This is a genomic window from Kordia sp., from assembly GCF_965224175.1.
Classification (GTDB): domain Bacteria; phylum Bacteroidota; class Bacteroidia; order Flavobacteriales; family Flavobacteriaceae; genus Kordia.
The window spans coordinates 192,501-218,049 of the sequence record NZ_OZ245041.1; the positions used below are offsets into that span (position 1 = coordinate 192,501).

Annotated in this window: 22 protein-coding genes (1 of these 22 running past the window's edge); 10 read left to right on the forward strand and 12 right to left on the reverse strand. The window is 32.2% G+C overall.

What is annotated here, in order from left to right; all coding sequences use genetic code 11:
• On the reverse strand, window positions 1–535 hold the 5' portion of the coding sequence (gene murQ / locus ACOQOS_RS00950) for an N-acetylmuramic acid 6-phosphate etherase (RefSeq protein WP_420573080.1). Its footprint begins 287 nt before the window's first position; the window shows 535 of its 822 coding nt (coding positions 1–535); it begins with the start codon at window positions 533–535; its stop codon lies beyond the left edge, outside the window.
• Window positions 536–874: 339 nt separating this feature from the next.
• Between murQ and ACOQOS_RS00955 the strand changes: the two genes are divergently transcribed.
• Window positions 875–2,785 carry a RecQ family ATP-dependent DNA helicase gene (locus ACOQOS_RS00955; RefSeq protein ID WP_420573081.1) on the forward strand — a complete coding sequence of 637 codons (1,911 nt, stop codon included), beginning with the start codon at window positions 875–877 and terminating at the stop codon, window positions 2,783–2,785.
• Between the two features lie 239 nt (window positions 2,786–3,024).
• Window positions 3,025–5,718 carry a UvrD-helicase domain-containing protein gene (locus tag ACOQOS_RS00960; RefSeq protein WP_420573082.1) on the forward strand — a complete coding sequence of 898 codons (2,694 nt, stop codon included), beginning with the start codon at window positions 3,025–3,027 and terminating at the stop codon, window positions 5,716–5,718.
• Between the two features lie 53 nt (window positions 5,719–5,771).
• Here the strand turns inward: ACOQOS_RS00960 and ACOQOS_RS00965 are convergent, their stop codons facing one another.
• From ACOQOS_RS00965 to ACOQOS_RS00985, 5 genes are all read right to left on the reverse strand, one after another.
• Window positions 5,772–8,000: an NADP-dependent isocitrate dehydrogenase gene (locus ACOQOS_RS00965; RefSeq protein ID WP_420573083.1), complete on the reverse strand. Its 2,229-nt coding sequence runs from the start codon at window positions 7,998–8,000 to the stop codon at window positions 5,772–5,774.
• A 751-nt stretch (window positions 8,001–8,751) separates the two neighbouring features.
• Window positions 8,752–9,105, reverse strand: coding sequence for a 50S ribosomal protein L19 (gene rplS / locus ACOQOS_RS00970; protein WP_420573084.1), 354 nt, complete (start codon window positions 9,103–9,105; stop codon window positions 8,752–8,754).
• 487 nt (window positions 9,106–9,592) lie between these two features.
• Entirely contained in the window at window positions 9,593–10,270 is a 678-nt protein-coding gene (trmD, locus tag ACOQOS_RS00975) for a tRNA (guanosine(37)-N1)-methyltransferase TrmD (RefSeq protein WP_420573085.1), read from the reverse strand.
• Window positions 10,271–10,286: 16 nt separating this feature from the next.
• A complete protein-coding gene (locus tag ACOQOS_RS00980; protein WP_420573086.1) occupies window positions 10,287–10,889 on the reverse strand; it encodes a tRNA (guanine-N1)-methyltransferase in 603 nt (200 codons plus the stop codon).
• Window positions 10,890–11,119: 230 nt separating this feature from the next.
• Window positions 11,120–12,568, reverse strand: coding sequence for a glyceraldehyde-3-phosphate dehydrogenase (locus tag ACOQOS_RS00985; RefSeq protein ID WP_420573087.1), 1,449 nt, complete (start codon window positions 12,566–12,568; stop codon window positions 11,120–11,122).
• A gap of 316 nt (window positions 12,569–12,884) precedes the next feature.
• On the opposite strand from ACOQOS_RS00985, the gene ACOQOS_RS00990 reads away from it, so the two are divergent.
• Window positions 12,885–13,121 carry a hypothetical protein gene (locus tag ACOQOS_RS00990; RefSeq protein ID WP_420573088.1) on the forward strand — a complete coding sequence of 79 codons (237 nt, stop codon included), beginning with the start codon at window positions 12,885–12,887 and terminating at the stop codon, window positions 13,119–13,121.
• Window positions 13,122–13,179: 58 nt separating this feature from the next.
• Here ACOQOS_RS00990 and ACOQOS_RS00995 read toward each other — a convergent pair whose 3' ends face one another.
• A complete protein-coding gene (locus ACOQOS_RS00995) occupies window positions 13,180–14,607 on the reverse strand; it encodes a trypsin-like peptidase domain-containing protein (protein WP_420573089.1) in 1,428 nt (475 codons plus the stop codon).
• A 267-nt stretch (window positions 14,608–14,874) separates the two neighbouring features.
• Between ACOQOS_RS00995 and dapF the strand changes: the two genes are divergently transcribed.
• The 5 genes from dapF (at window position 14,875) to ACOQOS_RS01020 (ending at window position 18,410) form a co-directional block, all read left to right on the forward strand.
• Window positions 14,875–15,654: a diaminopimelate epimerase gene (dapF, locus tag ACOQOS_RS01000; RefSeq protein WP_420573090.1), complete on the forward strand. Its 780-nt coding sequence runs from the start codon at window positions 14,875–14,877 to the stop codon at window positions 15,652–15,654.
• Window positions 15,648–16,172, forward strand: a complete 525-nt coding sequence (locus ACOQOS_RS01005; protein ID WP_420573091.1) for a GNAT family N-acetyltransferase — start codon at window positions 15,648–15,650, stop codon at window positions 16,170–16,172. The genes dapF and ACOQOS_RS01005 overlap by 7 nt, the downstream gene beginning before the upstream one ends.
• Window positions 16,169–16,750: an endolytic transglycosylase MltG gene (locus ACOQOS_RS01010; RefSeq protein ID WP_420573092.1), complete on the forward strand. Its 582-nt coding sequence runs from the start codon at window positions 16,169–16,171 to the stop codon at window positions 16,748–16,750. The genes ACOQOS_RS01005 and ACOQOS_RS01010 overlap by 4 nt, the downstream gene beginning before the upstream one ends.
• 3 nt (window positions 16,751–16,753) lie before the next feature.
• The gene (locus tag ACOQOS_RS01015; protein ID WP_420573093.1) at window positions 16,754–17,662 is read left to right on the forward strand and encodes a DUF2279 domain-containing protein; all 909 of its coding nucleotides are present in this window, start codon (window positions 16,754–16,756) and stop codon (window positions 17,660–17,662) included.
• Window positions 17,663–17,771: 109 nt separating this feature from the next.
• Window positions 17,772–18,410, forward strand: coding sequence for a hypothetical protein (locus ACOQOS_RS01020; RefSeq protein WP_420573094.1), 639 nt, complete (start codon window positions 17,772–17,774; stop codon window positions 18,408–18,410).
• A 140-nt stretch (window positions 18,411–18,550) separates the two neighbouring features.
• Here the strand turns inward: ACOQOS_RS01020 and ACOQOS_RS01025 are convergent, their stop codons facing one another.
• From ACOQOS_RS01025 to dnaA, 4 genes are all read right to left on the reverse strand, one after another.
• Window positions 18,551–19,264, reverse strand: coding sequence for an SAM-dependent methyltransferase (locus tag ACOQOS_RS01025; RefSeq protein WP_420573095.1), 714 nt, complete (start codon window positions 19,262–19,264; stop codon window positions 18,551–18,553).
• A gap of 27 nt (window positions 19,265–19,291) precedes the next feature.
• Window positions 19,292–20,686, reverse strand: a complete 1,395-nt coding sequence (locus ACOQOS_RS01030) for a PQQ-dependent sugar dehydrogenase (RefSeq protein WP_420573096.1) — start codon at window positions 20,684–20,686, stop codon at window positions 19,292–19,294.
• Between the two features lie 71 nt (window positions 20,687–20,757).
• A complete protein-coding gene (locus ACOQOS_RS01035; protein WP_420573097.1) occupies window positions 20,758–21,213 on the reverse strand; it encodes a low molecular weight protein-tyrosine-phosphatase in 456 nt (151 codons plus the stop codon).
• A gap of 9 nt (window positions 21,214–21,222) precedes the next feature.
• Window positions 21,223–22,650: a chromosomal replication initiator protein DnaA gene (gene dnaA / locus ACOQOS_RS01040; RefSeq protein ID WP_420573098.1), complete on the reverse strand. Its 1,428-nt coding sequence runs from the start codon at window positions 22,648–22,650 to the stop codon at window positions 21,223–21,225.
• A gap of 204 nt (window positions 22,651–22,854) precedes the next feature.
• Between dnaA and ACOQOS_RS01045 the strand changes: the two genes are divergently transcribed.
• Both ACOQOS_RS01045 and ACOQOS_RS01050 read left to right on the forward strand, forming a co-directional pair.
• Window positions 22,855–23,262 (forward strand): acyl-CoA thioesterase, encoded by a 408-nt coding sequence (locus ACOQOS_RS01045; RefSeq protein WP_420573099.1) that lies wholly within the window; start codon window positions 22,855–22,857, stop codon window positions 23,260–23,262.
• 285 nt (window positions 23,263–23,547) lie between these two features.
• Entirely contained in the window at window positions 23,548–24,279 is a 732-nt protein-coding gene (locus ACOQOS_RS01050; protein WP_420573100.1) for a GIY-YIG nuclease family protein, read from the forward strand.
• 652 nt (window positions 24,280–24,931) lie between these two features.
• Here the strand turns inward: ACOQOS_RS01050 and ACOQOS_RS01055 are convergent.
• Window positions 24,932–25,546 carry an IMPACT family protein gene (locus ACOQOS_RS01055; RefSeq protein WP_420573101.1) on the reverse strand — a complete coding sequence of 205 codons (615 nt, stop codon included), beginning with the start codon at window positions 25,544–25,546 and terminating at the stop codon, window positions 24,932–24,934.
• Window positions 25,547–25,549 lie beyond the last annotated feature (3 nt).

The window sequence follows — 25,549 nt, forward strand, 5'->3', positions numbered from 1 at the left end:
CTATAGGATGTTGTGAAGCATTTGATAAAGGACTATCTTGATTACAAGTTAGACAGCCCGTTAGAATACTTTGTTTATTACATTCTTCCAGTGCTCCAATTACATAAGGAGTTGTTCCAGAGGCAGCAATACCAATAACAGTATCATTTTCTGAAATACTGTGTTTTTGAAGATCTTTCCATCCTTGCGTTGTATCATCTTCAGCAAATTCAACTGCTTTTCGAATGGCAGTATCGCCACCAGCAATTAGTCCTACTACAAGTTCATGGGGAACTCCAAATGTTGGTGGGCATTCAGATGCATCAACAATTCCAAGTCTTCCGCTAGTTCCAGCGCCGATATAAAACAAACGACCTCCATTTTTCATTCTAACAACAATCTCAGAAACCAATTTTTCTATAGAAGGAATCGCTTTTTCAACAGCTAATGGAACGGTTTTATCTTCATTGTTGATATTAGTTAATAATTCTGATACGCTCATTTTTTCCAAATGATTGTACTTTGAATCTTGCTCTGTCGTTTTGATGAATTCCATAGTTCAAAAGTACAGTTTTTTGTGTAGAAACGAAATGGTTTTTTCGCGTTAGTGATAGAAGCGGCATCCTTTTGATGTAGATTGAATGAAGTGAAAATCTACATCAAAAGATATAGTGGATAGCACGGCCACTTGTGGAACGCTCTCACTAATAAATTTAACGATTTTCTGTTTGAAAATTCTTTATTAAAAATAGTAAATTAACTTCTTTTTGTTACCTTAGCTTACAAGTAGTTAAAAGTAATAAACTAATTTAAGATACTATCAATTCCCCTTGTCGTTCCCTGACAGATAGTAAGTGTACTATGTGATAAACATCGTATGTACTGAATATGCTATATGAATACGAAACTTTTGTATATAGATATTGAAACTACACAAAAAGGCAAGATCAAAGATGTTGGCGCGTTGTTTGCTGGGGAAAAGTTACATACAAGTTCTGCTACAGAATTAAGATCTTGGATTGCTGCTGCAGATTATATTTGTGGACATAATATTATAGCACATGACATTCCGTTGTTAGCGAAAGTATTAGGAAATGAAATTTTTAAACATAAAAGAATAGTAGACACCTTGCTTTGGTCTCCAATTTTATTTAATGAAAACCCTTATCACAAACTTGTAAAAGGTTATAAGATTGTCAATGATAGTGATTATAACAATCCGCTTTCCGATTGTATTCTTACGGAAGAATTGTTAAATAATGAATTAAATAAATTTCAAGAACTTCCGTATGATTTGAAACAACTCTACGGAATCTTACTTTCTAATTCAGCTTCGTATAAAGGTTTTTTACAACTGGTCAATTTTCAAGCAGAAACTACATTATCAAATACTACACTTAAAGCACTTTTTGAAAATAAAGTATGTGCAAGTTCAGACATCGTTCAAATAGCTAAAAACAACCCAAAAGAATTAGCGTATGTTTTAGCATTGATAAGTGCTAACGAAAGTTCTATTTTACCAAATTGGGTTCGAAAAACATTTCCTAAAACACAACAAATTTTAGATGCAATTCGATTTGAATATTGTGGAAATTCCGATTGTAGGTATTGTGATTCTAAATTGCATCCACGGAAAGCGCTGCAAACTTATTTTGGATATTCAGATTTTAGAAGTTTTGATGCTGACGAAACTATAAGTTTACAAGAACAAACTGTAACTGCTGGACTTGGCGGGGAATCGTTCGTAGCTGTTTTCCCTACAGGCGGCGGAAAGTCATTGACATTTCAATTGCCAGCGCTGATGAAAGGCGCGTTGTCACGACAATTAACCGTTGTCATTTCTCCGTTGGTTTCTCTAATGAAAGATCAGGTAGACAATCTGGAAAATAAATTTGGAATTACAAAAGCGATTGCAATCAATGGATTATTATCACCTTTAGAGCGTCAAGATGCTATTGAACGTGTAGAAAATGGAGAAGCACAAATACTATATATTTCCCCTGAATCGTTGCGTTCGCCTACTATTTTACGAATATTACAACAACGTTCTATAGCTCGCTTTGTAATAGATGAAGCACATTGTTTTTCTTCTTGGGGACAAGATTTTAGAGTCGATTATTTATATATAGGTGAGTTTATAAAAAGTTTACAATCAGTAGAAATCTCTGCAAATATTCCAGTTTCATGTTTTACGGCAACGGCAAAACCACAAGTAATTGAAGATATCAAAGCTTATTTTCAATCAAAATTAAACCTTGAACTTAAAGAATATGTAACTAGATCGAATCGTGTCAACCTAGAATATGAAGTTATTGAGATTAAAGATCCTAATCATAAAATGGGAAGATTACTTTCATTATTAAACGATTGTGAAAAACCAGCGATTATTTATGCTTCGAGAACGAAAAGGGTAGAGGAAATTCATGCGAAAGTTCAAGAAAACGGGTATAATGTTACGTATTTTCATGGAAAGCTAAATAAAGATACCAAAAAGCTACATATGGATGCTTTTATGGGTAATCAGAAAGATATTATTGTGGCTACTTCAGCTTTTGGAATGGGCGTAGATAAAGATGATATAAAATCTGTGATTCATTACAATATATCAGATTCTTTAGAAAATTACACACAAGAAGCTGGTCGTGCAGGAAGAAATGAAAAAATAGAAGCAAAGTGTTATGTGTTATTTAATGAAGACGATTTAAACAAACATTTTAGCTTGTTGCAACAAACAAAAATTAATCAGAAAGAAATTCAACAAGTTTGGCAAGCATTAAAATTTTTATCAAAGAATAAACAAAAATAAGTAAATCAGCTCTAGAAGTTGCTCAAAAAGCGGGTTGGGACACAGAAATCAAAGATTTAGAAGGCAAAGTAAAAACATCTATTGCAGCTTTGGAAGATCAAGGATTTTTGAAACGCACACAAAATTCTTCAAGTGTTTATGCTGATAGTTTATTGGTTTCAAATTTAGATAAAGCTCTTGTTAGATTGAAAAAAAGTCCCTTGATTTCTGAAATTGAGTTTAAAAATTGTTCCAGAGTTTTGCAGAGAATTATTAAAGATGATGAATGTAGAATTGATTATTTATCTGAGCGAACAGGTTTAAAATTAAAAGAAATTAAAGGAGTTATTGATACGCTTAGAAATTTGAAAATTCTAGGAGATGCACGTGACTTAACGGCTTTTATTAGTTTGGTGCAATCTAGGAATGGTTCAAAAAATATACTACAACGCTATTTAATTCTTGAAAAAGCCTTGATTGAGTTTCTTAAAAAAAATACTAAAATTTCTATGCGCGAATTGAATCAAAATATGATCAATGTGAATGTGGAAAAAACCGCTGTAAGTGATATTAAAAATATTCTTAATTATTGGGAGATTCGAAATTTTATCAAAAAAAGCCGTATTCACAGAGAAACAGAAACATATAGTATAGAGATAAAAGATCGCAAAGTTATTACAGAAGATATTAGGTGGCGACATGAATTGGCTGTCGATACACTTGAAATTCTAATACAACTCTATGAAAAACAAAAAGATAAGCAAACTAATCAAGAAAAGAGGGATTTGCCTGTTGGTTTTTCTATGTTGGAATTGAAAGAAAAAAATGAAACTTCAGATATTTTTGGAGCAACTAAAAATTACGAGATAAAAGAGTACGAAAAAACATTACTTTTTCTAAACCAAATAAAATCTATTCAGTTAGAAGGTGGTTTTATGGTGTTCTATAATCGATTAAATGTTGAAGATATAGATGATTCTATTCCAAGATTTACAAAAGAGAATTATAGTAAAATGGAAATGCATTATATGCATAAAATCCAACAAATCCATATTGTTGGAGAATATGCAAAACTTAGACTTAAAAACTATAAAGATGCATTGTCGTTTGTTGATAGGTATTTTAAGTTGCCATACGAACGATTTTTGGCAAAGTATTTTCCACGAAGAAAAAATGAAATTAGTAGAGCTGTAAGTCCGAAACGTTTGAAAGAAATTTTGGGAGAATTGGACGTCGATCAAACAAAAATTGTAAATGATGGGAAGTCAAAAAATATCTTAGTCTTAGCAGGTCCAGGAAGTGGAAAAACAAAAGTATTAGTGCATAAAATTGCTAGTTTGTTATTGTTAGAAGACATCAAGCCAGAACAGTTTCTGATGTTGACATTTTCAAAAGCTGCTTCGTTAGAGTTTAAAGATAGAGCGATCAAATTAGTACCTGAATATGCACGATTTATCAAAATAACTACGTTTCACGGTTTTTGTTTTCAGTTGTTAGGGCAATTAGGTAATTTAGAAAAATCACAAAATGTCATTACAGACTGCATCAAAGCCATTAAAAATGAAGAAATTGATATCACTTCCATAGAAAATAAAAGTGTATTGTTATTAGATGAATTTCAAGATGTAAATGCTGATGAATGGGAATTGATACAATTAATTATCAAGAAAGCAGGTAATATAAGAGTTATAGCTGTTGGTGATGACGACCAAAATATTTATGAGTTTAGAAAATCTGAAGATGAGAAAATGAAATATGAGACAAATCATCACATATTAGATTTTTATAAAACCTACGACGCTACCTATTATCCTCTATTAAATAATTACAGAAGTAGTTCACAAATCGTAACCTTTAATAATGAAATACTAAAAACGATAGCAAAACGACTTAAAACAAAAACACTATTGCCTGTGAAAAAAGATATCGATTCTAACATCAAGCTGATTCGATATACTTCAAATTATTTAGAACAATCGCTAGTAGATCAATTAATAAAAGACAATTATACAGGAAGTAGAGCTGTTTTGGTAAGAACCAATAAACAAGCTTTGATGATACAAACTTTCTTAAAAAGTGCAGGACAAAAAACAAAATTAATTACAGGATTAGATGGTTTCAGGCTTTCAGACTTGCATGAAATACGAACATTTACGGAATCTATAAAAAAAGAAAAAAATGAAGCAGGATTTATTTTAGATACTGTTTGGAATGAAGCAAAAAAGACATTTCAGACAGAACACGCTGCAAGTATTCATTTAGAAACCTGTATGGATATCTTCTCTAGGTTTGAGAAGAGTTATCCTAAATATAAATTGCTAGTAGATTGGTATGATTACATTCGTGAAATTAAAATGCAAGACGCAATAGATATAGATAATAAGGCAATTGTGATTGCAACGATGCACAAAGCAAAAGGAAAAGAATTCGATCATGTTTATTTATTGTTAGAAAACTATGAATTTAATTCAGCAGAAGCAAAACGTGTGTTATACGTTGGTTGTTCGCGGGCAAAAGAAAGTTTGCAATTACATTGTAATGACAGCTTTTTTGATGAATTTAAAAATACTTCATTGCAAAGAATACACTTTGAAGGAATAACAAAACAACCATCATCTTTTGAAATCGTTTTAAGTCATGAAGAAGTGAAGCTAGGGAGATTTATGAAAGATTTTATAATTGATCGGATTTCAAAAATACGATCAGGAGAAAGCATGGTAAGTTATTACAAAATATATCCCGAAAAGGAGTATGTTGGGATAGCAAATATGTACGGCAGAGAAATTTCGTTATGTTCAGATGGTTATTTGAAAAATAAACATAAACCTTTTCTTAATAATGACTATCAACTAATAAATGGCTCAGTTGAATATCTTGTGTATTGGTACCATAAAGAAACAGACAGAGAATATAAAATTGTATTACCGCGATTGTTGTATCGTAAAAAGACATAAAAAAAGCTCCTTACAAATAAGGAGCTTTTCTATATATAATATTTTGTAATTAACTACGCAATCGAAGCTAGAATGGCATTGAATGTTTCGCTAGGACGCATTACTTTTGAAGTCAATTCATCACTTGGCATATAATATCCGTTAATGTCCATTGCAGAACCTTGCGCATTGTTTAATTCTGTTACGATTTTCTCTTCATTAGTCGCTAATTCAGAAGCAATAGGAGAGAAGCGTGCTTTTAGTTCAGCATCCTTATCTTGTGAAGCCAATGCTTGCGCCCAATACAATGATAAGTAGAAGTGACTTCCTCTATTATCAAGTTCGTTTACTTTACGAGAAGGAGATTTTTTATTTTCTAAAAACTTATCTGTTGCATCGTCTAATGTTTCAGATAAAACAATCGCTTTACTGTTATCGTAATTTGTTCCTAAATGTTCTAAAGAAACTGCAAGTGCTAAAAATTCACCTAAAGAATCCCAACGTAAATGACCTTCTTCATTAAACTGTTGAACGTGCTTAGGAGCAGATCCACCGGCACCAGTTTCAAACAATCCTCCACCATTCATTAAAGGAACAATAGATAACATTTTTGCGCTCGTTCCTAATTCTAAAATTGGGAATAAATCTGTTAAATAATCACGCAATACATTTCCAGTAACAGAAATTGTATTTTCTCCTTTTTTGATTCTATCAAGTGTGAATTGTGTTGCTTCAGCTAATGGAAGAATGTGAATTTCTAACCCTTCTGTATTATGATCTTTTAAATAAAGATTTACTTTTTTGATTAACTCGGCATCGTGTGCTCTCGCTGCATCTAACCAGAAAACTGCTGGCCAACCTGTAGCAGTAGCTCTGCTTACGGCAAGTTTTACCCAGTCACGAACAGGAGCATCTTTTACTTGACACATTCTCCAAATATCACCAGTTTCAACAGCATGTTCTGTTAATGTATTTCCTTCTGCATCTACAACAGTAACAGTTCCGTTTGCAGGAATTTCAAATGTTTTGTCGTGCGAACCATATTCTTCAGCTTTTTGAGCCATTAATCCAACATTTGGTACAGTTCCCATTGTTGTAGGATCGAAAGCTCCATTTTCTTTACAGAAATCAATAGTAGCTTGGTATAAAGCAGCATAACTACTATCTGGAATTACCGCTTTAGTATCTTGTCTTTCTCCATTTGCATCCCACATTTTTCCAGAATCACGAATCATTGCTGGCATAGAAGCATCAATAATTACGTCACTTGGTACATGTAAGTTTGTAATTCCTTTATCAGAATTTACCATAGCGATATTTGGACCATTTTCCATGGCAACAGCAATATCACCTACAATTTCTTCTTTCTTTTCCGCTGATAATTCTTCAAGATTATTTAATAAGTTTCCGAATCCATTATTAACATCTACGCCGATTTCCTCAAAAGTAGCTTGGTGTTTCTCAAATAAATCTGCAAAATATACACGAACTGCATGTCCAAAAATAATTGGATCACTCACTTTCATCATGGTTGCTTTCATGTGAAGAGAGAATAATAATCCTTTTTCTTTGGTATCAGCAATTTCTCTTTTTAAGAAGGCTAACAATGCTTTTTTGCTCATTACCGTTGCATCAATAATTTCGCCGGCTAACAATGAGATTCCAGATTTTAATGTAGTTTTATTTCCGTTTGAATCTGTGTGTTCAATACTTACAGAAGTAGCGTTTGATACTGTTACAGATTTTTCATTAGAACGAAAATCTCCAGCATTCATTGTTGCTACATGCGTTTTAGAATCTGCAGACCAAGCGCCCATTCTGTGTGGGTTTTTCTTTGCGTAATTTTTTACAGCTTTTGGAGCTCTACGATCAGAGTTTCCTTCGCGTAATACAGGGTTTACGGCAGAACCTTTTACTTTATTATATTGTGCAAGAATTGCTTTTTCTTCTTCAGTTTCTGCTTCTTCCGGATAATCAGGAATCGCAAATCCTTTTGCTTGTAATTCTGTGATAGTGGCTTTTAATTGAGGAACAGAAGCACTAATATTAGGTAATTTAATAATATTTGCTTCTGGTTTTTTTGCTAATTCTCCTAGTTCTGCTAATGCATCATTAACACGTTGTTCAGGTGTTAGATATTCTGAGAAATTTGCTAAAACTCTTCCTGCTAAAGAAATATCTTTTGTTTCAATGTCGATACCAGATGGAGCAGTAAATGCTTTTACAATTGGTAGTAAAGAATGTGTTGCTAATGCTGGTGCTTCGTCTGTTTTCGTATAGATAATCTTTGTTGATTTTGCCATATTGATTTGTAGATAAAATATTTAATCTAATTAGATGTGATTTTTTCGAAGTGCAAATATACAAAATGATAGGAGATTTTGGTAGTGATTATATCAGTAGCTCAAGAAGTTGATGTATATTTAATAAAGACAAAAGCCATATCATTGTAATTTCTTACCTTGACATGGCTTTTTGAAATGTGTAATACTTAATTTTCGCTAATTTCTTATCAAATAATTTAATAGTACAGCACTTCAGAGTTTGAAATAAGTTACATCGTTATTGGCATTTTACCTGTTTTGAAACTTATTTCATGTTGTCTTTTAATATGCCTACTTGTGCATATCGACTTTCGTGACGTGCCCTTTTATACAATTTTTAATTCTTTACAGAATCTAGCCTTATATAACACTTTATTCGCATCTTAGCAATACCAATAAATTTCAGCGTTTCTCCTTGAATCCATCACTAGCAAGCTATTGAAGGAAATAGAGTCACATTTTTCTTGATGATTATTTGTACCCAAAGATCATTTCCAAAAAACATATTAAAATCACAACAGTTAGAACGTTCTTTTAGAACTTACAAAAAATCAATTTGCATTGCTTCTTTGTTTATTCTGATATAAATGTAGTATAAGTTTTTGAAAAAACAAGAAATATAACAAATTAGAAATCAACAAGATATGAACGTGAGTTATGAACAATTGTTTATAACGAAAAAAGTCCTGCAAATTTGCAGGACTTTTTATAATGTATATTTTCGAAAGAATTACTTGATTCTTCTCTCTTTGATTCTTGCTTTCTTACCAGTAAGACCTCTAAAGTAAAAGATACGTGCTCTACGAACTTTACCTCTTTTGTTAATTTCAATACGTTGAAGTGCTGGTAAATTAACTGGGAAAATACGCTCAACACCAACTGTTCCAGACATTTTTCTGATGGTAAATGTTTCAGATGTTCCAGAACCTCTACGTTGAATTACAACTCCTCTAAAGAACTGTGTACGTGTTTTACTACCTTCTTTAATCTCGTAGTATACTGTAATAGTGTCTCCTGCTGCAAAATCAGGGAAATCTTTTGTTGTTACAAATTCGTCTTGTACAAATTTAATTAAAGCTTCCATTTTAAACTTTTTATATAAATTAATTTAAACCAACATTCACGTCTATCGCCAGAGGTTGACCCAAAATTGAGTGCAAAAATAAGTATTTATTATGAATGCGCAATGTTTTTTTGAAATTATAAATATCGAATGCTAAATTTTAAATTGAAAATGAGTTTTTTAAGACTCAACATTGAACGCAGTCTAAAAGCAAAGCGAGTCTAATATTCTAAAAACAAGATATATTTAACAATCAAAACTTCAGAGAAGTTCTCGATACAATTTTTCTTCATTACATTCTGAAAAATCACTCGAACTGACGGTATGTAAAGTAAAAGGTCTAATAAATATATAAGAAATAGATTGCCACGTCATACTTCCTCGCAAAGACGTATCAAATATGTCTTTAATCTAACAGCGAAAGCCGTCTAACAATCTAAGAGTGAAAAGAGTCTAACAAACAGTCTAACAGCGCAGCGAATCTAAAAGGCGAAACCGATTCTCAGCATTATTCATCTAACAAGTCTGGACGTAGTTTTTTGGTACGCTCATAGGCTTGTTCTTCACGCCAAGCTTCTATTTTAGGAAAATTTCCAGATAATAATACTTCCGGAACTTCCCAATCATTATATTTAGCAGGTCTTGTATATACTGGAGGCGCTAATAGGTTGTCTTGAAATGAATCGGTTAAGGCAGAAGTTTCGTTTCCTAATACGCCAGGAATTAATCGTATAATGGAATCGCATAATACTGCTGCACCTAATTCTCCGCCAGAAAGTACATAATCTCCAATAGAAATTTCTCTAGTAATAAAATGATCGCGTACGCGTTGATCCACACCTTTATAATGTCCGCAAAGAATAATGATGTTTCCTTTTAATGATAATTCATTCGCTATACCTTGGTTTAAAGTGCTTCCATCAGGAGTCATATAAATCACTTCATCATAGTTACGTTGCGATTTCAAATCTGTCAAACAGCGATCTATAGGACCAACCATCATTACCATTCCTGCGCCACCACCAAATTGATAATCGTCAATAGACTTATAATTATCAGTAGCATAATCACGTAAGTTGTGCAGGTGGATTTCTACAATTCCTTTGTCTATTGCTCTTTTTAAGATAGAAGCTTCAAAAGGACTTCTTAATAAATCAGGAACTACAGAAATAATATCAATACGCATAGCTTTAAGTAATTAATTAGTTTTTATTCTTATTGATTTCGTCTTGAAGCTTTCTGCGAACTTGTTGTTCACGTTCTAAAGCACGTTTTCTGTGTTCTTCAAATTCTAGTTCAATCTCAGCTAGTTTTGCTTTCGCTTCCTTAGTGATGGTGTTGCTTGCTTTAAATCGATATGTAAAGAATAACCATAAAACTGCTAATACAGCTATAATTCCCCACATTAACATTTGGTAAGTGCCTTTGCTGAATTGAATTCCAAGTAAAGAAATACTATCTTTTTCAGTATTTAAATCATCTATTTTTTGATTTACCGAAGCTAAGTCAGTTTTTAATTTCTCTATTTCTGTTTGCTGCGTAGCAACTTTAGAAACTTCTGTTGTATACTCTTTTTTAATTGCATTGATAGAATCGGCAACGTTACGTTGTAACTTTTCAATCCAATCGCGTTTTACAACTTTATAGTTCTTGTATTTATTAGAATTTTTAAGAATAAACTCAAATTGTTCCTTAATTGGGCCTTCTTTTAATTTTAAATTGGCATTTTTTGCTACATTTTGCCCGCTTGCTAATAAAGAGAAGCATAGCGTAATTGCTAGGAATAGGTGTTTCACTTTCATCATCTTTTCTATTTAAAAAAATCAGTTGTCAAATAAACGAAGATATTTTTATTTATTGTATGAATTTATGAGAGATTTATGCACGAACTTATCTCAACTTTTTTTATTCCTTCAAAAGAAATTAAAATATAAACTGTTTTTAGTTTAAATCAGATATAAAAAGTCAATTTTAGCTCAATAAAAAAGAGTCTCATTATAGAGACTCTTTTTTGTGCTTATTATTTTGTCTTCTACTAGTAATAGGTAAAGCGTCTTACTTTTGAAATGTATTTAGCTAATCGCATTACTTGGTGAGAATATCCGTATTCGTTATCGTACCAAACGTATAAGATGATGTTTTTTCCACCTTCACGTACAATAGTTGCTTTGCTGTCAAAAATTGATGGAGCAGAAGAACCTACAATATCAGAAGAAACTAATTCATCATTTAATTCGTATTTGATTTGTTCTACCAAATCACCTTCTAAAGCATATTTCTTAAGAATTGTGTTAACACTCTCTAAAGAAGTAGCATTTTCAACTTCTAAATTTAAAATAGCTAATGAACCATTTGGAACAGGAACTCTAATAGCGTTTGAAGTTAATTTTCCTTCTAATGAAGGTAATGCTTTTGAAACCGCTTTTCCAGCTCCAGTTTCTGTAATTACCATGTTTAATGCAGCAGCTCTACCACGACGGTATTTTTTGTGCATGTTATCTACAAGGTTCTGATCGTTTGTATAAGCGTGAATCGTTTCTAAGTGTCCGTGGCTTAATCCGAAAGAATCTTCAATTACTTTTAAAACTGGTGTGATAGCATTTGTTGTACATGAAGCAGCTGACCATACATTTACTTCATCTGGATTGTGTTCTTTATGATTTACACCATAAACAATATTTGGAACTCCTTTTCCAGGAGCTGTCAATAATACTTTATCAGCACCATTTGGTACTAAGTGTCTTTCTAAAGCTTCTTTATCTCTAAAAGCACCTGTGTTATCAATAATTAAAGCATCATTGATTCCGTATGTTGTATAATCAATTTCTTCTGGTCCGTTTGCAGAAATAATGTGAACTGTAGTTCCATTGATAATTAATGCAGAGTTTTCTACGTCGATACCAACAGTACCAGGGAAATCTCCATGAACAGAATCGTTACGTAATAATGAAGCTCTTTTTTCTAAAACAGTTGCATCAACCTTACCACGAGTCACAATCGCGCGTAAGCGTAATTGATTTCCACGTCCAGTACGTGTCATTAATTCTCTTGCTAATAAACGTCCAATACGTCCAAAACCATACAATACAACATCTTTTGGTGTAATTTCAGATGATTTCTTAGCATCTTTTAATTTATCAACCACAAACGAAGTTGCGTTTGCATACTGATTGTCTTCTAAGTGATACTCGTAGGTTAATTTTCCGATGTCAATCTTAGATGGCGGAAGATCAATCTTAGAAATAGCTTGTGCAATTTCAACAGTATCAAAAATAGAGATAGGTTTTTGTACAAATTGACCTGCATATTCGTGTAAATTTAAAATTTCACTAACATTTCTGTCAATAAGTTGGTTTCTAAAAAGAACAAGTTCAATAGATTTATCGTACCATAAATCACTTACGTTCTTAATAAATTCAACAGTCGCACGTCTTCTATCTGCTTGAAAAGTGAGTTCCTTTTCGTAAATTTCATTAAAACTCATAGTCTTACGTTTGTGTAGTTGTGTTTACAATTTTGCGCAAAAGTATACAATTTCAAACGTTTTCGTAAACAAATGAAAAAGTTTTTTTCATATAGATTTTTAGGCAACGAATTTAGATTTGAGAAACGCTATAGAGAAAGCTTTTAATTTACAGGGAGAATCCGAAAAGGCTGATAGTAAAAAGAGTAAAGAAATAAACTTAAAATTAATATAGGTGATTTTAATACAATTAATTAAGTAAGAAATATTTTATTAAATTTGTAGAAAAATATATATTTATTTTTATCTTAGATATTTAATAATAATTTAAATACAAATGAAAAACATTTTAAAAATTCAAGGAGTAAAAGAGCTAACCAAATTAGAAAAGAAAAATATTAATGGCGGAATCCAGCCAGATATGTCTGGATGTAGGCAAACAGGTTCAATAGCTACAAATGGAATTGTTACTGTTTCTTACAGGTGTGGAGGAGATGAATTTGGAGGTAGTGATTGGTATTTAACTTATTATAATGGACAATTCCATAGTCATACAGTCTTGCATGAGATATAAAAAAAGCGAGGCACGTTTTATGTGTCTCGCTTTTTCAACATATATAGATGGCACTTTTCTATCGGAAGATAAAACGCTCGTATTGTCCTTTCGGATTTATAAATGCTAAAACTCTAATTTGATCTTCACCATATGAGTCGATAATATTTTGTAAAGCTTTCGCTGATTTTATTTTTTTTCCGTTTACTTCTACTAAGACATAACCTGGTGTAATGCCTAACTCTTTATATAACTGTTGATTGTCATTGTCAGTTACTTTCAAGCCGTGATTAATTTCCAGCTTTTCTGCATCTTCTTTGCTTAGATTTTCTAATTTCATGTCCATTAAACGAACTGAATTTGTTGTCTTTTCTTTAGTCAATGCAACGGCAAATGTTTCATAATCATTTTCACGTAAAACAGTAACATTTACAATGTCTCCAGGACGTTTTGAGCTTAAATAGCCAGATAAATCAGAAAACTTAGATACTTTTACATTGTCAAGTTTTGTAATAACATCTCCGCTCTCAATTCCAGCAATGGCGGCTCCGGAATTTTTATCCACTTCTAAAATGTATACTCCGTCAATTTCATTTAAATTATTTTCTATTGCATATTTTGAGTTTCTTCTTAAAGGAAAAACTCCTAATAGACCTTTTTGAACATCACCATATTCTAATAAATCATTTACAATTTTTTGAGCAATATTACTTGGCACTGCAAAAGAATAACCTACATATGAACCAGTTTGTGATGTAATCGCAGTATTGATTCCAACTAAATCACCATTAGTATTTACTAAAGCACCACCAGAATTTCCTGGATTTACAGCAGCATCAGTTTGAATAAATGATTGTCTTAAATTATCACCTTCATTTAAATCTCTTCCTTTAGCACTGATAATTCCTGCTGTTACAGTAGAAGTTAAGTTGAAAGGATTTCCAACGGCTAATACCCATTCGCCAATTTTTGCCTCATCAGAATCTCCAAAAGAAATATATGGTAATTCTTCTTCTGTTTCAATCTTCAACAAAGCAATATCCATACTAGGATCTTTACCAACCAATGAAGCTGTGTAGTTCTTATTGTTATTTAACGTAACCTGAATTTCGTCTGAATCTTTAATAACATGGTTATTGGTAACAATATATCCATCTGGAGAAATAATTACACCAGAACCTGTACCAATTTGAGTTTGTGGACGTCCAGTACCATTATACAAATCCCAAATACTTCTTGGAGCAACAGTTGTAATTTTATTTTTAACATGTACAACTGCATGAATTGTTTTTTCTGCAGCAACGGTAAAATCAATTCCTGCCGCTGCAGTATTTGAAGTTGTTGTCGTTGATGGAGTGTTTACAAAATTAGTTGGAATGTATGTTGGTTGTTCTAATACAGAAGCTTGCTCGACTTTTTCAGGGGATTCTGAAAAAACCTTATAAGCGCCAACACTAATAACGCCTCCAACAATAGAAACCAATAGTAGACTTGCAAATTTTTTCATAAGTTTATTTACTTTTTAATAATTGTTTTTTTGTTACTGTCTTTGTCTTTATTTAACACTTAAAATTACATATTTATTGTAGTGGTATTTCAACTTTAACGACACTTTAACTCAATTTTAATAAGTCTGTTAAAACGGACTTAAAATGATTGTGAGTCGAGTTTTATGCTACACGACAGATTTGTGTAATATTGTGATTTCTTAGCTTAGTTAGCGTAAGGTTTCCTATCTTTTATTTTGTACTTTTGTCGCTTTCAAAAACAATACATGATACTATCTTTTTATAAATATCAAGGAACAGGAAACGATTTTGTACTTATTGATAATCGACAAGATATATTTCCCAAGAATGATACCAAACTTGTCAATCATTTGTGCGACCGAAAATTTGGTATTGGAGCTGACGGATTGATTCTTTTGGAAAATGATGCTGATCACGATTTTAAAATGGTGTATTATAATTCTGATGGAAATGAAAGTACCATGTGTGGAAATGGCGGACGTTGTATAGTAGCTTTCGCGAATTTTCTCGGAGTTATTCAAAATAAAACTACGTTTATTGCTATAGATGGAAAACATTATGCTACTATTGATGGTGATATTGTAGATCTACAAATGCAAGATGTAAACGCAATTGAAGATCATGAGAACTATGTATTTTTAGATACAGGTTCTCCGCATCATGTTATGTTTAAAGAAGAAATCAATCAATTTGACATAAAAAAAGAAGGTGCAGCTATTCGGTATGGAGCTCCGTATTTTGAAGAAGGAACTAATGTGAATTTTGTAAAAAAATTATCAGAAACTACATTTAGAGTACGAACTTATGAAAGAGGTGTAGAAGATGAAACACTTTCTTGTGGAACAGGAGTTACTGCGGTAGCACTAGCAATGCATCATTTGAAAGAAACAAAAGGAAACTCTGTAACTTTGCAAGTAGAAGGCGGAAGTTTAGAAGTATCATTTGAACGTGATGCAACTTCATATAAAAATATCTTTCTAAAAGGAAAAGCAACACAAGTATTTAAAGGAGAAATTTCATGCTAACACTTACTGGCGAAAAATTATACTTACGAGCCTTAGAACCTGAAGATTTAGATTTTATCTACAAGATAGAAAATGATGAATCTATTTGGGAAATTAGCGCCACACAAACGCCATATTCGCGATTTCTAATTAAACAGTATTTAGAAAATGCACACCAAGATATATACGAGGCAAAACAATTGCGCTTGGTAATGGTAAACAATAAAAAAGAGTCCATAGGTTTGATTGATCTCTTTAATTTTGATCCAAAAAATAAACGTGTTGGAGTTGGTTTGTTAATTGCAAAACGTGAACATAGGCACAAAGGTTACGGAAAAGAAGCTTTGCAGTTGGTTTGTGAATATGCGTATAAATATTTGCATGTACATCAGTTGTATGCAAACATTGCAGAAGATAATCTAGCGAGCATTCAACTATTTGAAAGTTTAGGATTTAAACAAATAGGAGTAAAGTATGATTGGACTTTTGTAAATGGTGAATTTAAAAATGAACTTCTTTATCAAAAAATAGCCGAATGAGTTACATCAAGAAAATATTAATGGTCGTAGCACTGCTAGGTTTGGTGTTTTGCGGAATAAAAGTATATGGTATTGTGCAATCATTTTCAGGATCGAATACAGCTTTTAATAACGAAGAAGCATACATATATATTCCTTCAAAAACTGATAGAAATACATTGAAAAATGAACTTTTCCCTCTTATAAAAGATGTTGAATCATTTAAACAAGTTGCTTCAAGACTAGGATACAATCAAATGAAAGCTGGTAAGTATACTATTAAAAAAGGGATGTCTAATCTAGATATAGTTCGAACATTGAAAGCAGAAAGTGATATTGTTAAAGTTGAATTGCCTTCTAGGAAAGAAATACTCTCAATTAAAACAATTGCTAGAAATATTGCTACTCATATAGAAGCGACTGAAAATGAGTTGTATAATGTAATTGTTGATACAGTATATCCTGTAAGTAAAGGATATGAACTTACAGAGTTGCCATATATATATGGTGAAAACACATATGCAATTCCTTGGAATACATCGGCTGAAGAGTTTAGAGCAATTGTATATAAAGCGTATGAAAAAAGTAAAAAGCAATAATTAATGAAGTCATTCCTAAAATTACTTTTCATTCTCTGTTTTGTAAATGTTGCGACAGCACAATTGACGCCGCCTGACTTTTTAAAAGCTTCTGATACTTTGCATAAACCGAGACGTAATTTTGTAGCAATTACAGAAGCTTCTCTGGCAACAGCTACATTAATTGGTTTGGATAGAATTTGGTATGCTGATTTTGATCGTTCATCATTTCGTTTTATCAATGATAATAATGAATGGTTGCAAATGGATAAGGCAGGTCATGTATTTACCTCATATTATGTTGGAAGTATTGGAGCTGAAGTGCTTAGGTGGAGCGGTGTTTCTAAAGATGATCAATTAATTTACGGAGCAACGCTCGGATTTGGCTTTTTAACTGCAGTAGAAGTCATGGACGGTTTTTCTGCTGAATGGGGAGCTTCTTGGGGAGATGTGCTCGCAAATGGCTTAGGAACAGGTTTATATGTAGGACAAGAATTATTGTGGGAAGAACAACGTATAAAATTAAAATATTCATTTCATAGAACGCGTTTCGCAGAACTACGCCCAAACAAACTTGGTGATGGTTTGCTGGAAGAAGTTTTAAAAGATTATAACGGACAAACCTATTGGTTAAGCGCAAATGTACATTCTTTCTTTAAACAGAGTAAAATACCTAAATGGTTCAATGTCGCTTTTGGTTACGGAGCAGAAGGATTAATTGCAGGAACACAAGAAACGCAGTTGCAAATTTTACCAAATCAGCAACGATATAGACAATTTTACCTAAGTATTGATATCGATTTAACAAAAATAAAGACAAAATCGAAGTTTCTTTCAAGTGTCTTTAGTGTAATAAATTTCATTAAAATACCAGCTCCAGCATTGGAAATCAATAGTTTAGGTAAAATAAGGTTTCATTCAATCTACTTTTAAGAATATTTTAACATAAAAACCTTCCTATTAAAAAATAATGTGTATATTTGCACGCTGAAATTTTAAGCGTAATTCTTTGAATTAGTAAGTCTTAAAGAAATCAATTTTTATGGGAAAAAGAGCAATAAAATTCTCAATTTTAATAGCTATTTTAACATTTGTAAGTTTAGGTTTCACTTCGAAAAAAGAGACCAACGTTCTTAAAAATAATATAGAAAAACATAATTTGTCATCTGAACTGTTTACAGTAAACCCCATAGATGGCAGCTACTTTCAGGAAGCGCCAATTCCGTTTACAGGACAAAGATATTTGGGCTTTAAAGAAGCAGTAGCATTTAAAGAATCTCAAGGGAATTATTTCGTGGTAAATACCTTAGGTTATCTTGGAAAGTATCAATTTGGAAAAGGAACATTGAAAATGATCGGAATTTATAATCCGCAAGCATTCTTAAAAAATCCAAAACTACAAGAAAAAGCCTTTGAAGCAAATGCCTCAAGAAATAAATGGATTCTTAGAAGAGACATTAAACGCTCAGTTGGTAGGAGAATTAATGGTGTAGTTGTTACAGAATCAGGAATTTTGGCTGCTGCACATTTAGCTGGACCAGGAAGCGTAAAGAAGTATTTAAGAAGTGGAGGTAAACAAGGGTTTGCTGACGCTTACGGCTCAACAGTGAGATATTATATGAAGCGATTTGCTGGATATGATGTTTCGTCTATCAAAGCCAACAAAAAAGCAAAAGTATAGTTTTTATTAGCTATACTTAAAATTGGTTAACATTATAAAAAAAACCTCAGTGTAGAAATGCGCTGAGGTTTTTTTGATTTTAAGATGTTTTATTGTGAAATTCCTATTAAAAGTATTAGTGATTCTAAAAATCTAATAGTTTACTTATCTATTACAAACATTGTTGGTCGTTTGTGTAAATTCACGGAAGTTCGCTTCCATTCGTTAATAGTCATTGTTTTAATATATTCTGTAGAAAGCGTAATATCGCAAGCAACACATAATCTTGTGTTTCCTGAGAGTGTTGAGATTAAGTCAGCTAATAATTTGTCATTTCTATAAGGAGTTTCAATAAATGCTTGTGATTGTTGAAAATTACCTGCACGTTTCTCTAATTGTTTTATTGCACGTTTACGCTCGTGACTATCAATAGGTAAGTATCCGTTAAAAGCAAAGTTTTGTCCGTTCATTCCAGATGCCATCATTGCCATCAAAATAGAAGAAGGTCCAACTAACGGAACAACTCGAATTCCTTTTTCGTGTGCAATGCGAACAATTTCTGCTCCTGGATCAGCAACGCCAGGACAACCAGCTTCAGATAATAAACCAACATTTTTTCCTTGAAAACTGGCTTCAAGAAATGCAGGTAATTCTTGATCTTGTGTATATTTATTTAATACGTGTAGTTGTAGTGAAGGTTGCGACTTTTTTGGTGTAATCTTCTTAATGAAACGACGCGCTGTCTTTTCATTTTCAACAATAAAATGATCTGTTACCTCAATAATTTTCTTCACAGATAATGGTAAAACCTCTAACGGTTCATTATCGCCTAAAGTAGTTGGAATTAAATATAGAATTCCGTTTGATGCATGCATAGGAAAAGGGTTTGATTACAAATAAAACTAATTTTTGATTAATTTATGATATGAAACGGCATCATTATTTGAAGTTAGTTGTACTATATAAATTCCATTGCTTAATTTATCTGTGGTAATTTTTTGATTTTCAGTGCTAATTCTTCTTGTTGAAATTAGTTTTCCATTCAATGAATATATTACAACTTCTTTAATTTGTGAAGCTGTATTTTGATTGCTAATCTGGAAATAATCATTTGCTGGATTTGGATAAAGTTGATAGTTGTTTGTAAGTGAATTTTCTTCTATACCTAAAGTTGGGTCAAATATTTTATAGATTGTTCCATTGGATAAACCTGCTGCGTATAATTCCTTATTCATGTCTTCTCCAAACGTAGAAATATTAGCTGAAAAGCCAGAACCTGTCATGGTTAAATTCCATGTGTTTCCTGAAGCGGGTTCTAAAAGACCAATTTCGTTGCTGCAATAATCTGCAAAAATGTACCATCCTTGTATGTTGGGATACATGTTTCCTCTGTAAATATAACCGCCAGTGATGGAGCATCGAAACGGACTTCCTCCGTAATTATATTCAGCTACAGGAAAAGTAGTAGTTGTAGCTGCTGGGCAACCGGCGGTGTTGTATGTTGCATTTCCTTCGTAACATCTCCAGCCAAAATTATAACCAGCGTTTGCGATAGGTACATTATTAATTTCTTCACGATTATTCTGTCCTACGTCGCCAATCCATAATTCGCCATTGTCACTATCAAATGATATCTTCCATGGGTTTCTAAGTCCATATGACCAAATTTCATCCAAGCCAGCTACATTTCCAACAAACGGATTTGTTGCAGGAACTGTATATCCTGTAGCTCCGCTTACGTCAATACGTAGAATCTTTCCTAAGTGTGATTGTAAATTTTGGGCATAATTGTCAGGATCGCCGCCACTGCCGCCATCGCCTAAAGCAATATATAAATATCCGTCGGTTCCGAAAGCTAAAGAGCCTCCGTTGTGATTAGTGTACGGTTGTGAAACGGTCAATAAAATCTCTTCAGAAGTATCATCTGCAATATCAGGGTTTGAAGAAGTTGTGAATCTTGCAATAACGGTGTCTCCGCTAATGTTGATGTAGTTTACGTAAAAACGATTGTTTGTTGCGTAATTTGGGTCAAATGCTAAGCCAAGTAAGCCTTGCTCATTGCTGGTAGAGCGAACGCGTGCATCAATGTCTAAAAACGGTGTGGAATTTGTGTTTCCTTGATCGTCTAAAATTTTAATAATACCGTCTTGTTCTACGATAAATAATCGAGAATCATTAGCGTGTTTAATGTCAATAGGTCTTGAGAATCCCGTAGCAAATTGTTGTAGAGCGACTCCTTGCGCGCACAATAAAATAGGAAATAATAGTGCTAGTAATAATTGGATTTTAGTTTTCATAGTAGTAATAGGTTGAGTTTTTTCAAGTAAGATACAAAAAAATAGCACTTCCTATTTTGCTTACGCAATACCTATGAAATTTTTTGAGCAAAGATGGTGCAGGCTTCGTTCAACATCTGATATACGTTCTCAAATCCTTGATCGCCGCCATAATATGGATCAGGGACTTCGGAATTTGAATTAGGTGAAATTTGATTCAGAATCATGTGAACTTTTTCTACTTCTATGTTGTTTTCTGCTAAGGCAAGAATGTTATCGTAATTAGATTCATCCATAGCAAAAATGTAGTCAAATGTCTGAAAATCATCTTTGGTGAACTTTCTAGAACGTTGATAGGTGATATCTAATCCGTGTTGTTTTGCGGTTGCAATTGACCTTCTGTCTGGAAGTTCGCCAACATGATAACCTGCAGTTCCAGCGGAATCAACCATAAATTTTGTAGGATCGAGTTTGGATGCAAGAATTCCTTCTGCTAAAGGAGATCGGCAGATATTTCCTAAACAAACCATTAAAATTTTAGTTTTCATCTTAGTAGATTATAACGAAAGTTTCTTTGTTAAATCTTCTACATACTTTCTAAATTGCTTATCGGTAGAAGATAAGTTGTCTACTGTTTTACAGGCATGTAGTACAGTTGCGTGGTCGCGTTTTCCAATTTGTGAACCTATACTGGCTAATGATGCTTTTGTGAATTTCTTAGCGAAAAACATAGCTAACTGTCTTGCTTGTACAATATGACGCTTACGTGTTTTAGATTGTAAAGTAGTTACGTCCATTTGGAAATAATCTGAAACTACTTTTTGAATATAATCGATAGAAACTTCACGTTTTGTATTCTTAACAAACTTCTCAACAACTTGTTTAGCGAGTTCAATAGTTACTTCTTTTTTGTTGAAAGAAGATTGAGCGATTAATGAGATAATTGCTCCTTCGAGCTCGCGCACATTTGATTTGATATTCTTAGCTACATATTCTACAATATCATCAGGCATTGGTACGCCATCGCGATACAGTTTGTTTTTTAAGATAGAAACGCGTGTTTCAAAATCTGGTGTTTGTAATTCGGCAGAAAGTCCCCATTTGAAACGAGATAATAAGCGTTGCTCAATATCTTGCATATCTACAGGAGCTTTATCTGATGTTAAAATCACTTGTTTGCCGTTTTGGTGTAGGTGGTTAAAGATGTGGAAAAATACATCTTGTGTACCGGACTTTCCAGAGAAAAATTGAACATCATCAATGATTAAAACATCTATCAATTGATAGAAGTGTATAAAATCATTACGTGTATTCTTCTTTACAGACTCTATATATTGTTGTGTAAACTTTTCTGCAGAAATATACAGCACTGTTTTTTCAGGGTATTTATCTTTAATTTCAACACCAATTGCATGTGCAATATGTGTTTTTCCTAATCCAACTCCTCCAAAAATTAATAATGGATTAAAAGATGTTCCTCCAGGTTTGTTGGCAACAGCCATTCCAGCAGATCTTGCCAAACGGTTAGAATCACCTTCAAGGAAGTTATCGAAATTGTAATTTGGATTTAACTGAGATTCAATCTTTACATTTCTGATGCCAGGAATGATGAAAGGATTTTTTAGCTCAGGACTTTTATTTTTGATAGGCACATCAATTTCTTGTGCTTTTACATTGCTACGATTTGAACTTGGAATTTTCTCTGTAAATGGTTTTTTATTACCATACGTATTTTCCATCTTAATAATGTAAACGAGACGTGCAGTATTTCCTAATTCTTTAACTAAAGCTACTTTAAGTAATTTTACATAATGCTCTTCTAGCCATTCGTAAAAAAACTTACTAGGAACTTGAATGCTTAATGCTTTATTTGTTAACTTTACAGGCTTTATAGGCTCAAACCAAGTCTTATATGCTTGTGGTTGAATGTTGTCCTTTATGAAAGACAGACAGTTATCCCATACTGATTGCGCAGTTACACTCATTTATTACTGTTAAATTGTTATTCTTTAGGTTAGGAAAAAAAGAAAATTCGGGGTTTTCTCCTTTTATTTTTTAGCGTGAACAAATATGTGAAAAAAAAAGTGAAAAAAAAATTAGAACGCTATTGAATTTCTTAAATTTTTTTCGCATGCTTGGAAACAATTTCTTTACAATTCGTTAACACAATTAAATATAAAAAAAATACTTTGAGAAGTCACGAAATAAAAACAAGAATTCGCTATGCCGAAACCGACCAAATGGGCGTTGTATATCACGGGAATTATGTGCAGTTTATAGAAATGGGGCGTACTGAGTGGTTGCGAGCATTAGGAATTTCATACAAAGAAATGGAAGAAATGGGTGTGATGCTACCTGTAATTTCTATTCAGATTAATTATAAGAAATCGGCTTATTATGATGATGTGCTGACGGTTAAAACAAAGTTGAAAAAACTACCTTCTGTTAAGATTGAATTTGAGTATGAAATCTTTAATGAAAAAGATGAAATTATTACGTTTGGGAATACTGTTTTAGCATTCATTAACATGAAAACAAATCGACCTATGAAATGCCCAATGCATTTGATCGAAAAATTATCGACGATTGACTTTTGATCTGTTGCAGTTAAAATTGAAAAAGAAGGAATTTATCAAACAATCATTTTATAGTTAACAGCAGTACTTTTCAAGATTCTTATAATCGTATATCGATACTATTTATTACAAACGAGTAATTTTCCCAAAAGATATAAGTGATTTTCTAAAGGAACACATGCCTCTATTTCAAGCTTATGGTGGCATTTTTGTTACTTAGATAATGTATTAACTTTCATAAAACAGACTTGATGTCAATGTTAATGAGCCAATTGAGAAATATAGAAAAAAAAGTAATTGTTATTTATGAGTACATTATTTAATATTGACAACTTCAAGTCATCGAATGAATTCATATCCATATATATACTCAGACTTGAACACAGTAAATATTATGTAGGTCAAGCTAAAGATGTGCAAAAAAGATTAAAGCAACATTTAAGTGGAAAATTAAGTTCTGAGTGGACAAAATTGCATAAACCTATTAATATTTTTAAACAAAAGAAAACTGAGTTTAAAACAGTTAAAAATGCTATAGAATTAGAAAATTTGACAACAATTTGGTGTATGAGAAAATTTGGATGGCAAAATGTAAGAGGTGGTGATTTCTGTACCTTAAATTTAAATAAGCTAAGGTTTTTACTTGCTCTGAACTCTAATCTTGAAGAAGAAATATTACCAATAAAAATATCTACTAGCGGTAGTATTAAAAGAGGCAAAAATTACGTATTTGTTCTAAAATTAAATAACAACAACTATTTTGTCAGCTATACAACAAACATATACATCGCTATTATGAATGAATATAATGGATTGGGTTCTGATTGGACTAAAAAATATAAGCCCATAGAACTTGTAAGTCTTCACGAGGTTCATGATGTTTCTAAAATTACTATCAGAGAGTTGGTAAATAAGTTTGTTGAGATGAATATGAAAAAATTTGGATTTAAAAATGTTAGAGGAGGAGACTTTTTTAATTTAGACGAAAGAAAACATAAAAATAAAGTTCTTAATTACACTAATATTTTTAAAAAATGAAACGAGTTTAAAATAAGTCAATAAAGAATGATTCTCTAGAAATAACTTTTACTTCATTTGAAACATAGATTACGTAGAGAGTTATTGTTTTCTGATGACTTGACATTAAAAAGTTTCTGGTGTGATTGATTTTTTTAATACCATTAACCATTAATTAGGGAAAAATATGTAAATATTACTTGTAAAATAGTCGCTAGAGCTGTACTTGATAAAAGTGGGAAGGTAGTATAAGAAACTATTATTTGTTTTGGAAAAAAAATATTGAGTAATTATGTAAAAGAAAAAGATTTATATGATTGAATTCCAAAATTAATAAAATAACGAATGTATTTTAATAAACGTTAAAAGTAAATAGATTGAAATATTTTTGTCCTAAAAAAGTTATATTTAAGTAGTATTAACTTTTAAATGATTTAAAAATGAAAAGTATTGAAAATTTCAAAGAGCAAGAATTTAGCACAGAAATAGCAAAAGAAGAGTTGTCTCAAATTGTTGGAGGTTTTGCCGACACTTTAGTTAACGTACTCAGATAAATATAACAAGTGTTCAATTACTTAGGGATAAGCTCAAGAAACATTAAACCTAGTATTGAAACATTTGAATCTCGATTATCGAGTAAAGAGCTGGATTGTTTTGATTGAGAAATATCAAATCAATCCAGTTCTTTGATTTTGATTTCATATAAATTCGTAAACAACTCAAAAATTTGTTGTGCATCTTTCTGACGAACAGAAATCGTAATGCGACAATCCATTTCTAGTTTTTGCGAAACGATATTTAAATTACGTTCTTTTATAACACGCATGACTTTATTCATGTTCTTGTAATCGAAAATGAGCAAATAGTCAGTATTGATCGTTTTTTCAAGAATTTCAGAAGCTTCTAACGCCAATTGTGCGCCAGTACGATACGCATTAATCAATCCGCCAACACCTAACTTTGTTCCACCAAAATAACGAACTACCACAATTAAAATGTTCGTTACATCAAACGACTGAATTTGTCCATAAATTGGCATTCCAGCACTATTAGAAGGTTCGCCATCATCGTTAGCACGAAAACGAAACGGTTCACTTTTGCCCAATTGCCAAGCATAACACCAATGTCGCGCAGAATGATGACTCTTTTTTAAAGCTTCTAAATGTTGCTTAATATCATCTTCATTGGAAACTGGAAAAGCGTAGCCAAAAAACTTACTATTTCGGTCTTTGAATAGTGTTTCTTCTGAAGGAACATCAATGGTTTTATAAGTATCTTTTGTTTCCAATAG

Coding starts and splice junctions, on each gene's coding strand:
- ACOQOS_RS00955 (WP_420573081.1), top strand. CDS start 875: ATGAATACGAAACTTTTGTATATAGATATTGAAACTACACAAAAAGGC.
- ACOQOS_RS00965 (WP_420573083.1), bottom strand. CDS start 8,000: ATGGCAAAATCAACAAAGATTATCTATACGAAAACAGACGAAGCACCA.
- rplS (WP_420573084.1), bottom strand. CDS start 9,105: ATGGAAGCTTTAATTAAATTTGTACAAGACGAATTTGTAACAACAAAA.
- trmD (WP_420573085.1), bottom strand. CDS start 10,270: ATGCGTATTGATATTATTTCTGTAGTTCCTGATTTATTAAGAAGTCCT.
- ACOQOS_RS00980 (WP_420573086.1), bottom strand. CDS start 10,889: ATGATGAAAGTGAAACACCTATTCCTAGCAATTACGCTATGCTTCTCT.
- ACOQOS_RS00985 (WP_420573087.1), bottom strand. CDS start 12,568: ATGAGTTTTAATGAAATTTACGAAAAGGAACTCACTTTTCAAGCAGAT.
- ACOQOS_RS00990 (WP_420573088.1), top strand. CDS start 12,885: ATGAAAAACATTTTAAAAATTCAAGGAGTAAAAGAGCTAACCAAATTA.
- ACOQOS_RS00995 (WP_420573089.1), bottom strand. CDS start 14,607: ATGAAAAAATTTGCAAGTCTACTATTGGTTTCTATTGTTGGAGGCGTT.
- dapF (WP_420573090.1), top strand. CDS start 14,875: ATGATACTATCTTTTTATAAATATCAAGGAACAGGAAACGATTTTGTA.
- ACOQOS_RS01005 (WP_420573091.1), top strand. CDS start 15,648: ATGCTAACACTTACTGGCGAAAAATTATACTTACGAGCCTTAGAACCT.
- ACOQOS_RS01010 (WP_420573092.1), top strand. CDS start 16,169: ATGAGTTACATCAAGAAAATATTAATGGTCGTAGCACTGCTAGGTTTG.
- ACOQOS_RS01015 (WP_420573093.1), top strand. CDS start 16,754: ATGAAGTCATTCCTAAAATTACTTTTCATTCTCTGTTTTGTAAATGTT.
- ACOQOS_RS01020 (WP_420573094.1), top strand. CDS start 17,772: ATGGGAAAAAGAGCAATAAAATTCTCAATTTTAATAGCTATTTTAACA.
- ACOQOS_RS01025 (WP_420573095.1), bottom strand. CDS start 19,264: ATGCATGCATCAAACGGAATTCTATATTTAATTCCAACTACTTTAGGC.
- ACOQOS_RS01030 (WP_420573096.1), bottom strand. CDS start 20,686: ATGAAAACTAAAATCCAATTATTACTAGCACTATTATTTCCTATTTTA.
- ACOQOS_RS01035 (WP_420573097.1), bottom strand. CDS start 21,213: ATGAAAACTAAAATTTTAATGGTTTGTTTAGGAAATATCTGCCGATCT.
- dnaA (WP_420573098.1), bottom strand. CDS start 22,650: ATGAGTGTAACTGCGCAATCAGTATGGGATAACTGTCTGTCTTTCATA.
- ACOQOS_RS01050 (WP_420573100.1), top strand. CDS start 23,548: ATGAGTACATTATTTAATATTGACAACTTCAAGTCATCGAATGAATTC.